Source organism: Nostoc sp. TCL240-02 (genome assembly GCF_013343235.1).
Lineage (GTDB): Bacteria > Cyanobacteriota > Cyanobacteriia > Cyanobacteriales > Nostocaceae > Nostoc.
In genome coordinates, this window is the sequence record NZ_CP040094.1 from 6,636,181 (window position 1) to 6,649,884 (window position 13,704).

Genomic DNA, 13,704 nt, shown 5'->3' on the forward strand with positions numbered 1-13,704 from the left:
TAGCATGATAATTTATACTCTAACTACCAGAGTCTGTTTACTATAAAATGTTCTAATTTATATTGCAACTTATACCAAGTTGGTAGCTTATGGCCACAATTATGAATTATTGAATTACTAAAACTGGTAAAGTGTAGCAAATTCAATATTATTTAACAATATTATTTTCAGTAGTGCTGGGTACTGAGTATTTTTATGTCTTAAAAGAGTACTTGTTTTTCAGCACTCAGAAGAATCTACTATATTTTTGAGATAACAATGACAATCTGGCTTATCAATCAGCGACTCCACCAAAGCATTTAGGGCAGTAGCAGCTAAAGCGCCACCTCCCAAAGTCCCTGCAACTGTAATAAAAGGTATCTCTTGTTGCATGAGTTGTCGCTTGGCTGCGGGAGCATGGCTAAAGCCAATGGGCATTCCAATTACTAACGCTGGCTGAATTTTTTGATTGCTAATCGCTTCACAAACTTCTACAAGTACTGAGGGAGCATAACCAACTACCAGCACGCAACCTTGATTTACTTGCAGCAATTTTGATCGCCATTCTTGATGTTGCCAAAAGGCAAATTCTGCTTCTGTGGCAGTGGTAATGTGGGGATTATCAATTAAGGTTTCAGTGCGGCATCCCAAGTGAAGTAATCGGGTTTGATCTAAAGTAGCAGCAACCGTTTGGGTATCGACAACAATTTGACAGCTTGAAGATAAGGCTTTTCGACTAGCTGCGATCGCATCTCGGCTCAATTTCACAAAGGATACTAAACTCACATCGCCACAAGCCAAAACCAACTGAGAAATTAAGTGTTGTTCAATTTCCGAACGATTAGATAAATCTGGTAGTAAGCGTTGTAGCGATTCGGAAAAAGCTTCTGAATGGGTATGAATTTCGGCATCCAAGCCACTCCAAAGATTTTCCAATCCCCCCAATCCGGCTTGAGTTTCGACATCAAGTAACTTGAGTTGTGCCAAAACTTCCGCCTGGATAATTTGACAATGGCGATCGCGCCCCAATAATCCTTCTAATGCTGATGCAGTTTGCCGCAGTTGAGAAATTTGTTGCATCACCGCGCGATATTGCTGCTGGAGTTGTCCCATCAGGTTTGTAGTTGTCTCCGCCTCTGGTTCCATCTCCAAAATATTGCGGATATGGTTTAGCTGAAACCCTTGCTGCTTCAATGCAACAATCCGTTGCAACCTGAGAACATCTGTTTTGGTATAGAGACGGTAATTGCTGTGCGATCGTACTGGTTGCGGTAGCAGTCCCAATTGATGATAATGGCGCACCATCCGCGGAGTTAAACCGCCGCCAACCGCATCAGTGAGTTCTTTAATAGTTAAGCAACCAGCGTTCATGATTTACTCCAACAACGGCAAAATTCTTTGTAATTCTCCACAAGCCGCCTGAAGAGATGGCGGTGCATTTTCATCCAAACCTTGATAACACTGATTTACCAAGTTTTCTACAGATGGCTTGCAAGCTGACTCATTGGTTAATTTTGAATATTCTGTTTCTTCATCAACAGCTTCATCTTGTAAATAATGTATCCAAGTTTCAATATTTATTTTGGGTATAAATATTGCTATGGCTTCATCGGGCTGGCGAATCTGCTGTGAATCTCCTATCAGTGCATCATCTAATTGCTTCAGCCTTTCCTCTACCGTTTTTTTGTCTGCATCAATCAAAACTACTAGCATTCCTAAACGATAATTTTTGCTGCGATATGCTTTTACCTCTGTGGGATAACGTTTTCTGACAAACTGCTCTCCTGCACCTTTTGGGCAAATTTCAATTCTAAGATTTCTATCTAAAATAAAACCTCTTTTTTTCAGAAAATGCCGAGCAAAAACTTCTTGCTGCTTATCCTCACACAGAATTACAATCTGTACTCTACGCTGGCTCATAAAGCCATCCCCGTGCAATTAGTTCCGAAACAGGTAATCCAGTACTTTCAGCAACTTCATTACTAATTTTTTTCACTCTTACAGGTGCATTACTCTGACGCTCAAACCAATAACCTATAGGTGATGCTAAAAGATAATTAATTAATTCAGGATGATGAGAAATTAGCAAAGCTTGAATTTTTTGCTCACTGCAAAGGTCATAAAGCTGAACTAGCCAAGGCTGAATTTCTGGTAGAGCTAAGAAATTCTCTGGTTCATCTATACACAGTGTGTAATCTTCAGACTGAGTGCAATAAAGAAGTGTGTACAGAGCAATTAGCACTTTTTGTCCATCGGATAATTCGCTAAAACGATAATCAATAATATTTTTTCTATCTTCACCTGTTGTAAATCGCAATTTTAAAGTTCGATATCTTTCACTAAACTGTTCAAACTTAAAACTTACAAAACCCTCTAAAACATCTTGTAGTATTTTCATAAGTTCAGAAACCTTACCTTGATCTTCTGAAATATAACGATACCAAGAAACAAAATTTTCCATTCTAAAATCTAGACTTATTTCTTCCTTCTCGCTGCCATCAACCATAAGACTAGGAATTATTTGTACAATAATGAATCGTTGCATTCTTTTTGTAAACCAAGCTAGCTTTGTAGTATTAGTATTTTCAGAAAACAACGATATCAGAGAAATAAAGTCTGAAATAGAAGAAGGGAATGGAATATTTTCTAATTCAGAAGTATCTTCTCGAAAAATTTGAAATTGATTGTCCTCTAACTTTAGCAAGATTTGGTTATTAAACCAGAGACGCTCATATTCAATATGATTTTTATTTGGATTATGTCTAATAGCCAACTCATATTTATAATGACCATTATTGCCAGTAATTTCTAACTCAAAACGCTGAATTTTTAAATTTTGCCAGCGAGTACAGTCAGTAGATTCAAAAATTTCTTCTAGGTTTTTGCGACCACTTACAAAAGCTTGAATTTTCCGCAAGGCTTCAAAAACAGTTGATTTACCTGTCCCATTACCACCAAGAAACAGGTTAATCGAGTCAAAATTCATCTCAAAATTTACCAAGCCGCGAAAGTTATCAATATAAATTCGCTTTAGCATATATTTTTTCCTATTAGTGCAATTTAAAGCTAACAGTTAAATCGTCCCATTTACCTACATTCCGCTTTTGAAAAACACTCCAAGAAGGCAGATAAAGATTTAACTTTGCGTACCTCAGCGCCTCTCTGCTTTTCAAAATCATTATAAACCTTGACATTAACATTAATGTCAAGGTTTAGCGTGAGAGAGTCCTTGTTAATTCACCTCTCATGCTCTACCCCCAAGGTTTCAACCAATTCACCAAAGAACACACAGATACCTTAGCAGCCCTTTTATGTGGCTTACTGCTATTTCTCGGATGGTTCGCCTTACATCTCGGCTGGTTGGGATTAGCATTCCTACTTCTACCTGCTGCTTACGTGATTGGTGGTTACGAAAGTGCGCGGGAAGGATTGACTACCCTTTTCAAAGAAAAAGAACTCGATGTAGATTTGCTGATGATTGTGGCGGCGATTGGTGCTGCTAGCCTCGGCTTATGGCGAGGAGAATATCATCTAATTATTGATGGGGCAATTTTGATTCTGATTTTTGCCATCAGTGGCGCATTAGAAGGCTATGCCATGCAGCGAACTGAACGCAGTATCAGGAGTTTGATGAGTTTGACACCAGATACAGCAAGAGTTTTGTTTCAGGGAAGGGAAGAGGAAATTTCTATCAGTCAGTTAAAAGTGGGTGATGAGATTGTTGTTAAACCTGGAGAGTTAATTCCTACTGATGGGATAATTTTATCTGGTTACAGCACCCTCAATCAAGCTGCAATTACAGGCGAGTCTTTACCTGTTGAAAAAACAGTGGGTGCAGAAGTATTTGCTGGCACACTCAACGGCTATGGTGCATTGCAGATTAAGGTACACAAACCAGCCCAAAGCAGTTTGATTCAGCGTGTGATTCGCTTGGTAGAACAGGCGCAAACAGAAGCACCTCCTTCGCAACAGTTTATCGATCGCTTCGAGAAGGGATATGCCAAAGTTATTGTAGTAGCCGGAGTATTACTGGCAACTTTACCGCCGTTTCTTTGGGGTTGGGACTGGGAAACAACAATTTATCGGGCGCTTACTTTCCTAGTGGTTGCTTCTCCTTGTGCGCTGATGGCGGCAATTATGCCCACCCTGCTTTCGGGAATTGCCAATGGTGCAAGACAGGGGATTTTGTTTAAAAATGGGGCGCAGTTGGAGAAGATTGGTAAAGTCCGAGCGATCGCATTTGATAAAACTGGTACTCTGACAACAGGACGGTTGCAGGTATCCCAAGTAATTGTAGTTAGTAAATACACGAATGCAGATGTATTAAAAGCCGCCGCTAGTGTAGAATCCTATTCAGAACATCCCATCGGTAAGGCAATTGTGCAGGCGGCTGGTGAAACAGTTCGAGTCTTCTCTGCGAGACGCTCCGCGAAGGCGGTTCCCGTCGAGTCGAAACTGTTGAACCCGAAGGGTGATTTGGATTTGGTTGGTGCAATCCAAGTACAAGCCATACCTGGACAGGGAATTGTCGGAATCGCTCAAGAACAACAGGTAATCGTAGGGAATGCCGTTTTTGTGCAGCAATATGTCACAAATTTACCTGAAGAATTGCGAGAAATGGCTCAATCTTTAGAGCAAGAAGGTAAAACAGTGGTTTGGGTAGCACAGGAAGGCAGGGGGGTAGGGGAGCAAGGGAGCAGGGGCGCAGAGGTGATGGGTGTAATTGCGATCGCAGATGAAGTAAGATTGCAAGCAGCAGCAACCATTACTCGGTTAAAGCAACTAGGAATTGAGCAAATTGTCATGTTAACTGGGGATAATCAGGAGACTGCTCACAGTGTCGCCAAAGCAGTAGGAATAGATCGGGTATATGCTCAACTTCTACCAGAAGATAAGCTAGATGTTATCCGCAGCTTACAGCAAAAGTATCAAACTGTGGCAATGGTGGGCGATGGAATTAATGATGCACCAGCTTTAGCCCAAGCATCTGTAGGTATAGCGATGGGAATATCTGGTAGTGATGTGGCATTGGAAACCGCAGATATAGTACTGATGGCAGACAAGTTAGAAAAAATTGCCGTAGCGATACATTTGGGGAGGCGATCGCAATCCATAGTCAAACAGAATATAGTCGTAGCATTGGGTTTCATTATGTTGCTTTTGGTGGGCAACTTTCTCGGAAGTATTAACTTACCCATTGGTGTGATTGGGCATGAAGGCTCTACAGTGTTAGTTACCCTCAGTGGTCTAAGATTGCTGAAATAAAGCACTCTTCTCTAACTGTCTAATCCGCTCCATTTGCAGAATGTTCCACTCATCTTCAGAAAAGGGTGTGCTAAACCAAGCATCTAATATTTCTTTTGCGATCGCTTCTGTAGTTGAACGTAAACTTAATACTAAGACATTCGCATGATTCCAAATACGCGCCCCACGTGCAGTTTCAGCATCATGACATAAAGCTGCACGTATCCCTGAAACTTTGTTGGCGGCAATAGATGCACCAGTACCAGTCCAACAAAAGACAATTCCCTCATCTGCTTTTTGGGTTGCTACTGCCAAAGCAACTTTACTACAGCTAAGAGGCCAATCGACTTCTAAATCATTCTCAGCTAAGGAACCGAAGGGTATAACTTCATGCCCACGCTGCTTAAGCTCTTCCAGTATCTTATCAGTAAGGTTGGTGCGTTCATCACTGCCAATAGCGATTTTCATGCATTCCCCCTTAAAATTAGTCTTCCCCATCTCCTCATACTACGATGTTTATAGGAGACAGGGAAGAGAAGCATAGACAACAGGGAAAAATCAATTACGAACTTGTACTGAGCGTATCGCTAAAGTGAAAGCCTCGCTAACGCGTAGCGTCTCGTAGAGAAGTATTACGAATTAGTTCTCGCCTTTTGCTGAATATACAGCAGTTTTACCATCCAATGAGATACCTTCTGCTTGCAGTTCTTGATGCCGATTTGGTTTGATAAAGCGCTCTGTTGTCGTCTTAATCACGATATACAAAATTGGTACTACAAACAAACTCAAGAAAGTCGCAATTAACATTCCCCCAAATACTGCTGTTCCCAAAGATTGGCGACTACCCGCACCAGCACCTGTGGCAACAGCTAATGGGAAAATCCCCAAAAGTGTAGAAAAAGCAGTCATCAAAATTGGTCGCAATCGCTCTTGTGAAGCCTCAATTACTGCTTTGGTGATCGAAAAACCTTGCTCTCGTAATTGATTAGCAAATTCCACAATCAAAATTGCGTTCTTACTAGCTAAACCAATCAACATTACTAGACCAATTTGACAGTAAACATCATTCGCAAAACCCCGTATTGATTGAGCTATAAGCGCTCCAAAGATAGCTAAGGGAACTGACAACAGAATGATAAAGGGGTCAACGTAGTTCTCGTATTGAGCGGCTAGCACCAAAAATACAAAGATTATTCCTAATCCAAAAATTAGGGGTGCTAAACCACCAGAATCTATTTCTTCTAATGCAGTCCCCGACCATTCGTAACCATAACCGGCAGGTAAAACTTCCTTAGCAACTTTTTCCATTGCTTTAATTGCGTCTCCCGAACTAGAGCCAGGAGCGGCGGAACCATTAATTTCAATCGAGCGAAACAGATTATAGTGATTGATCGTTTGCGCTCCCACAGTTTGAGTAACTTTGACTAAGTTACTCAAAGGAATCATTTGATTCTTTTGAGAACGAACGTATAGTTTACCAATATCTTTTGGATTGGAACGAAACTGTTGGTCTGCCTGGATATACACCCGGTAATTACGCTGCTGGAGATTAAAATCATTTACATATTGCGATCCCAAAGCAGTTTGTAAAGTACTGAAGACATCATCAATAGGAACTTGTAATGATTTGGCTTTATTGCGGTCTACTTCCACAAGCAATTGTGGTGTATCTGCGGCAAAGGTGCTAAATACAGCTTGTAATCCTGGTGTTTGATTAGCCTGACCCAGCAATTTACCCATTGACTGGACTAGATTTTCTAAACCACTGTTACCTCTGCGGTCTTGCAGTTGAAAGACGAAGCCGCCAAAGTTGCCTAAACCTTGAATTGGTGGCGGATTCACAGGAAAAACCCTAGCTTCTGGAATTGCCAACAACTTCCCTTGCAAGCTGCCAATAATCGCCTGTACTGATTGACCGGATTTTGAGCGTTCATCCCAAGATTTTAAAGTTGTAAATATGATGCCGCTATTAGCTGTGCTACCACTAAAACCAAATCCTCCGATCGCAAAAGTCCCCAGTACTTCTGGAATTTGCAGAATTTCTTTTTCTACCTGTGCAATCACATCGCTAGTATATTGCAGCGAAACCCCTTGCGGCCCTTGGATAATTGTAATGAAGTAGCCTTCGTCTTCATCGGGTAGAAATGCTGTCGGTACTGTGGTGTAGAGCCAAGCAGTCATTCCCAAAGAGACGATAAACAACCCAATCACAATAGCTTTGATGTGTGTTAGAAAGGTTAGCGATCGCTTATAACCATTCTGTACCCAGTCAAGAAACCGATTAATCTGGCCAAAAATCCAACCTAGCCAGCCTGAAGGTTTTTGTCCTTGACGTAGCAGCAGCGCACACAAAGAGGGTGTCAGGGTCAAAGCCAAAAAAGTTGAAATCGCAATGGAGAAAGCGATCGTCAAGGCAAATTGTCGATAAAGTGCGCCTGTGGTTCCTGGAAAAAATGCCACTGGCACAAACACTGCCATCAATACTAGTGAAGTGGCAATAACCGCGCCAAAGAGTTCCCTCATTGATTCACTAGCGGCTCGACGAGGATTTATACCTTTATCCTGAATAAAACGGCTGATTTGTTCAACCACAACGATCGCATCGTCAACCACCATCCCCGATGCCAAGGTCAGGCCAAATAAAGTCAAACTATTGATGGAAAAGTTAAAAATTTTGACGAAGGCAAATGTCCCAATTAAGGAAAGCGGAATGGTAAGTGCTGGAATTAAAGTAGTTCGCCAGTCCTGCAAGAACACAAAAATTACAATAACAACTAGCACTACCGCTTCAATCAGAGTCTTGATAACTTCTGCCAAGGACTCTTCTACAAAGGATGTCGTATCAAAAGCTACTTGATATTTTAGCCCTGGCGGAAAACTCGGAGCTAATCGCGCTAGTTCGGCTTTGACTCCCTTAGCCACATCTAAGGCATTACTGCCAGGAACTTGATAAATCCCTAAACCGACAGCATCGTTACCACGAAATCGCAGAAATGAACTGTAGTTTTCTGCGCCCAGTTCCGCTCTACCGACATCTTTGAGCTTGACTAATGTGCCATCATTTCCAGTTTTCAGGACAATTTCTTCAAATTCTGCTGGTTCTGCTAATCGGCTAGCAGCACGCACATCAAGTTGATACCTTTGTCCTTTAGGAGCCGGTTCTTGTCCAATTCTCCCTGCACCAACTTGCAAGTTTTGTTCGGATAAAGCATTCGCTACATCCTGAGTTGTTAGCCCCCGATTGGCAAGGCGGCTCGGATCTAACCACAAACGCATTGCATAGCGGCGTTCACCAAAAATTTGAGCGTTGCTCACGCCTTTGACTCTTTTTAAGGCATCTGCTAAGTAAAGGTCGGCATAGTTGCTTAAGAATATATTGTCGTACTCTTTATTTTCAGCGTATAAACCAATCGCCAAGAGAATGTTGCTAGATTCTTTCGATACCCGCACTCCCGTGCGTTGCACAGAATCTGGTAGTTGTGGTTGGGCAACAGAAACACGATTTTGCACATCCACAGCTGCAATATCTTTATCCCGCGATGAATCAAAGGTGGCTGTAATGGTACTTGTACCATCGTTACTGCTACTGGAAGTGAGATATCTTAGTCCTTCAACACCGTTGATTTGCCTTTCTAAGATATTTGTCACTCCACTTTCTACGATTTCGGCACTAGCTCCGTTATAGTTGGAAGTTACAGTGATTTGCGTGGGACTGATTTCTGGGAATCTTGCGATCGGTAGTGTGGGAATACTGATTAATCCTATTAAAAGGATAACGATCGCACATACCGACGCAAAAATTGGCCGCTTAATAAAGAAGTCAACGAACATAGTTTAAAATTGGGCTTTCTTTGGGTATTTGGCATTAGGTATTGGGCATTGGGAATTGGGCACTTGTACTGAGCGAAGCCGTTCGCGTAGCGTCTCGCAGAGAAGTATTGGGTATTGAAGATGAAGAAGAGACAAGGGAGACAAGGAAGAGGGGGGAGACAAGAGAGAGACTTGTTCAATAATTACCCCTTGTCCCCCTGCTCCCTGCTCCCTGCCCCCCTGCCCCCTTGCCCCTCCCTATGGCTTCTGAGTACCCGCTTGTTCCTGTGCTGGAGTGATAGGAGCACCATTAGTTAGGTTGAGAATACCGGAAACAACAATTTTGTCTCCAGCTTTTAGTCCTTCGATAACTTGATAATTATTCCCCTCAATAACTCCCAATTTCACAGGTTTTTGTTGAGCAACTAAAGATGGCGCTCCAACTTTCTTTTCTGCTGGTGCTTCAGCGTTCTTTTCTGCTGGCGCTTCAGCGTTCTTTTCTGTTGGCGCTTCAGCTACAAATACAAAGGTTTCTCCACCCAGGCGAGATACTGCTGTAACTGGAATTAAAATTCCTGGACGTTCGTTCCAGATCACTTTGGTTTGCACTGACTGGCGATTTACCAGTTGACTTCTAGAATTACCAAAGTTAGCTTTCACCAAAATTGTCTGCGAATCTGAACTAGCATCTGGAGAGATAAAACTTATCTTACCCGTTGCTGTAGGTTGGTCTTGGGCGTTCAGCATTTGCACTGGTAATCCCAAGCGCAGCTTTTTGGCTTCTTCTAGGGGAACGGAAATATTTAGTTCTAAAGAGTCGTTTCTAGTAAGTGTGGTGAGTTGATCTGCTTTTTCTACGTAATCTCCCAGCTTTACTGGAATATCACCAACAATACCAGTGAAAGGAGCCAGAACTTTTGTGTATTGCAGTTGAACTTGGGCTGCTTGGACTTGGGCTGCTGCTTGCGTTACTTGCGATCGCGCTTGGGCAATTTCTTCTGGGCGGGAACCATTTTCTAGTTGCCTTAAGTTTTGTTTCTGTTGTTCCAAGGCTCCAGCCAGCTCATTGACACTAGAAGTTCTGCTTTGGCGGAGTTGAGCTAGGCGTTTCTGGGCTACAACCAGTGCAGCTTCAGCACTTTGCTGTTCTTTGACATATCCTTCTAAGGTATCTTGAGAAACTGCGCCCTCTTTTCTCAATTGTGCGTATCGCTTGGCTCGTGACTGTGCTAGTTCTACATCTGATTTAGCTGACTGAATTTGAGCCTCAGCCTGAGCAATTTCTTGTGGTTGCGACCCAGATTGGGCATCTCGCAAGCGAGCTTGGGCTTGAGTTAACTGCGCTCTAGCTTGGGCCACTTCTTCTTGTCGCGTACCCGCTTTGAGTTCAGCAAGACGTGCTTGAGCTTGTGCTAGTCCAGCTTTTGCTTGTAATAATTGCGCTTGGACATTATCACTTTCCAGACTAATAATAACTTGCCCTTGTTGAACACGGTTGCCCTCTTTGATAAAAATTTGGGTAATTCGTCCCTCAACTTGTGGCTTGATAATTACCGAACGTGGAGCCTCTAAGGAGCCAATAAACTCCGAACTTTCTTGCACAGTTTCAGGTTGCACAGTCGCTAGCTTGACTGGAATTGCCATCGGTTGACCAGCAGCTGCCCCACCGCCTGGTGGATTACTAGCACTACTAGTTTGCCACCAGCGCCAACCAAAACCAATGCCTCCAATTAAGAGGATAATTCCCAAAATTAGAGGCCAACGACGCTTTTGAGGTGGTTTAGGCGATCGCTCTGGCAGTGGTTGTGGTTCTTGACTAGAATCAGTAACAGCAGGCTGTTCTATTTCAACTGGAAGCGGAGAATCAGGGAACTCAGAATGGGACATCTTCAGTTTCTCGTCTTGTGGATTTAGACTTGGGCAATCTACTCTTGACTAAAAAAGCATTATCTGAATAGTTTTTTAGCCCTTTGTTTTTAATGTTGATAATTGGGTATTTGGGCGATCACTCACGATGTCTAGTACCTAAAACAAATAAATATGCTTCATCACATTGTGGTTATTTGGTAAATTACTTAACTGCCCTCATTTTTTTAAAGTGTAATTTATAAAACTTTTTTGGTAAGTATAAAACCATCACTTTCCGTCATAGAGAAAACACGGTTTATGTTTTGCAAGGGAATCAATACAATCTTCTGCCTCCTGCAATTGCAAACTGCGTGATACCGTGTACAAATAAATTTAAACAAGTTTCGATGTAGTATTCATACTTGTAATCTAGTGTGGTAGGGATATCGCTAAAAACGCAGAATACCGTAAAACAACATAGCCGTGGAACTATCTACAGATGCTTTTAAATCTATATCTGAAGATACTGCACCCTTATCTTGACTTTTTTACAAGTACACAACCAGCTAGCTGTTCACGCACTGATTAGCGATTTCTCAGCTTTGTATAAAATCAGACGGGCGGCTTAGGAAAGTTTTCCATAAACGTTTGCAAGCGCTTGCTTGCATTATAACCACATAAGAACATAGATTTGTATAAGTTTAAAGATGAGTCTATCCCTCTTGAGTCGTATTGAATATTGATCTTAGGGAAGAAAAATGTACGGTGCAATGTATGGAGCGATGCCTTCTCTGCGACACGCTGTGCGTAGCTTGCTTCTGAGTAGGAGTACACCAACGGCAGGCTATGCCTAAGCTGATTAATTCAGCTCTATTCATCAAGGTTGCAGGTTTCATTGAGTTATCCTCACCAAGAACAAAGGGCAATCTATACAGTGTTCTCTAGAGTCCTATTTTTGAGCAGTCTTATCTTCCTACACTTAGGTCATCCAATCGGATGATTTTTAACTCACCCATTCGGGTGATTTAATTTATCCTAATCAGGGTTCTGTATATGTGGGCGAGTCATGTTCAGTGCCCTTCAAGCATCCACAACTGATTCCTTAGAATCCAATTTCGGCAAGATACCCACAGTTGATTTTCGGTTAGCAAGAATATGATAAAAGAGCCACTCATACCGATCAAGTGCTTGCTCCAACGAATAGTTTTCTTCGGCAAACTGCCTTCCCGCGTTACCTAGCTTCGTACAGAGAGTAGGATTAGCATATAAATCATGCACCGCAGCGGCCATTGCAGCAGGCGATTCTGGCTCAACAATTATCCCACCACCACTGAGTTTGATCGCTCTAGCAGCAGTTCCAGTTGCAGGAACTGAACCCACAATTGGGCGACCACTTGCCAATAGTAGTGGTATTTTTGAAGGCATATTGAACGAAATTACATTGCGCTTTTGCACAATCAGCCCGACATCAGCTGCTGCTAGCATTTCGGGTAATTTTTCTCTCGGCTGCAATGGTAGCAATAAAACATTATCTGCTCCATGTAATAGACAATATTCTTGCAACCTTTGCAATGCTGTTGATTCGCCGACAATGACAAAGATAATTTCTCTGATATGACGTAAGCAAACGGCTGCTTCTATTACTGTTTCTAAACCTTGAGTTAGAGCTATGTTGCCCGAATAAAGAACTATAAATTTCCCATCCAGTTGATGGCTAGATATCCAAAAGTTGTTCTTTTTTGGTAAAGGGTGGATGAAATTTACATTTACCCAATTAGGAATACAAACGATTTTATTAACAGGTACTCCCTTATTCATTAAATTCTCACGAAATCCATCGGCGATAACACTAATAGTGTGTGAAGTCCGATAGGCAAATTTCTCTAAAGCTGCAAGAGTTCGAATCATCCACTTGTTTTTCAGAAGCCCGATACGCACAGCAGCTTCTGGTAAAATATCTTGCACATTTAGAACTATTGGGCAGTTGTATAACCAACCGAATATTGTTGCTGGTAAGATACCTAACAAAGGAGGTACTGTTAAAATAATCACATCTGGGCGTTCACCTCTAAAGGCTTGAGGCAAGCTTGTGAAAACAAAGCTTAACTCCAGCAACAAACGATCTAAAAGGTTAGGTTTAGACTTAATTCTGATGTAGCTTCGCTGAATGGTCACACCATTTTTTTGTTCATTAACGTACCATTGACCCTGATAAGCATCGTAAATTTTGCGCTCAGGATAGTTAGGCATTCCGGTAATAACCCGCACTTCATGACCTCGATTTACTAGTCCTTCTGCCAATTCAGTCATTAAGGGAGCAATTCCAATCGGCTCTGGATGATAGTTGTAGGAATATATCAGAATGTGCATGAGCTATTTATAAATTTGGTAAATACAGCCGGAGATAAGCGGATTTATTGCTAACTTCAATAGAGGCTGCAACTTTTATTATTTAATTTAGTTTGTGATTAGATTATGATTTTCAAAAATCACAATTGCGGTAAGCACTGCTGAGAAATTTTCTAGGTAGATTTTAACAGTTATTAGCGAACAATTATCAGTTTTTCTGGTTGGATAAAGTTTCCCAATCGTATATTTAAAAGTTACGCATGTTAACTAATAAACTTTAATTGTTCACTTATTTAAAAGTGAATGGAGTTGTTAAATTTACACTGAGGGGATTGTAGCATGAGACTCAATATCATGCATATAACCTGCATTCCGCCTTGTAAACTGGCACATGAAGTATTTTTAACCAAGTAAACAATATTGCATTAATGGGTGAGAGTCCAGTTTTTTTAGTGGCTCAAAGGCACTAACTTT

General features: G+C 41.6%; 8 protein-coding genes. 1 reads left to right on the forward strand and 7 read right to left on the reverse strand.

The window, feature by feature from the left end; all coding sequences use genetic code 11:
- Nucleotides 1–219: 219 nt before the first annotated feature.
- Genes FBB35_RS28330 through FBB35_RS28340 form a run of 3 tightly spaced genes read right to left on the reverse strand, consistent with a single transcriptional unit; the run spans nucleotide 220 to nucleotide 3,016 of the window.
- Nucleotides 220–1,350 (reverse strand): precorrin-8X methylmutase, encoded by a 1,131-nt coding sequence (locus tag FBB35_RS28330; protein ID WP_174712407.1) that lies wholly within the window; start codon nucleotides 1,348–1,350, stop codon nucleotides 220–222.
- A 3-nt stretch (nucleotides 1,351–1,353) separates the two neighbouring features.
- Entirely contained in the window at nucleotides 1,354–1,899 is a 546-nt protein-coding gene (locus FBB35_RS28335; RefSeq protein WP_174712408.1) for a hypothetical protein, read from the reverse strand.
- A complete protein-coding gene (locus tag FBB35_RS28340) occupies nucleotides 1,886–3,016 on the reverse strand; it encodes an AAA family ATPase (protein ID WP_174712409.1) in 1,131 nt (376 codons plus the stop codon). Before FBB35_RS28340 ends, FBB35_RS28335 begins: the two co-directional genes overlap by 14 nt.
- Nucleotides 3,017–3,225: 209 nt before the next feature.
- On the opposite strand from FBB35_RS28340, the gene FBB35_RS28345 reads away from it, so the two are divergent.
- The gene (locus FBB35_RS28345) at nucleotides 3,226–5,244 is read left to right on the forward strand and encodes a heavy metal translocating P-type ATPase (RefSeq protein ID WP_174712410.1); all 2,019 of its coding nucleotides are present in this window, start codon (nucleotides 3,226–3,228) and stop codon (nucleotides 5,242–5,244) included.
- Here the strand turns inward: FBB35_RS28345 and FBB35_RS28350 are convergent.
- From FBB35_RS28350 to FBB35_RS28365, 4 genes are all read right to left on the reverse strand, one after another.
- Nucleotides 5,227–5,691, reverse strand: coding sequence for an RpiB/LacA/LacB family sugar-phosphate isomerase (locus FBB35_RS28350; RefSeq protein ID WP_174712411.1), 465 nt, complete (start codon nucleotides 5,689–5,691; stop codon nucleotides 5,227–5,229). The genes FBB35_RS28345 and FBB35_RS28350 overlap by 18 nt on opposite strands.
- A gap of 171 nt (nucleotides 5,692–5,862) precedes the next feature.
- Nucleotides 5,863–9,054 carry an efflux RND transporter permease subunit gene (locus tag FBB35_RS28355; RefSeq protein ID WP_174712412.1) on the reverse strand — a complete coding sequence of 1,064 codons (3,192 nt, stop codon included), beginning with the start codon at nucleotides 9,052–9,054 and terminating at the stop codon, nucleotides 5,863–5,865.
- Nucleotides 9,055–9,291: 237 nt separating this feature from the next.
- Nucleotides 9,292–10,920 carry an efflux RND transporter periplasmic adaptor subunit gene (locus tag FBB35_RS28360; protein WP_174712413.1) on the reverse strand — a complete coding sequence of 543 codons (1,629 nt, stop codon included), beginning with the start codon at nucleotides 10,918–10,920 and terminating at the stop codon, nucleotides 9,292–9,294.
- Nucleotides 10,921–11,961: 1,041 nt separating this feature from the next.
- Entirely contained in the window at nucleotides 11,962–13,251 is a 1,290-nt protein-coding gene (locus FBB35_RS28365; protein ID WP_174712414.1) for a glycosyltransferase family 4 protein, read from the reverse strand.
- Nucleotides 13,252–13,704: the final 453 nt, after the last annotated feature.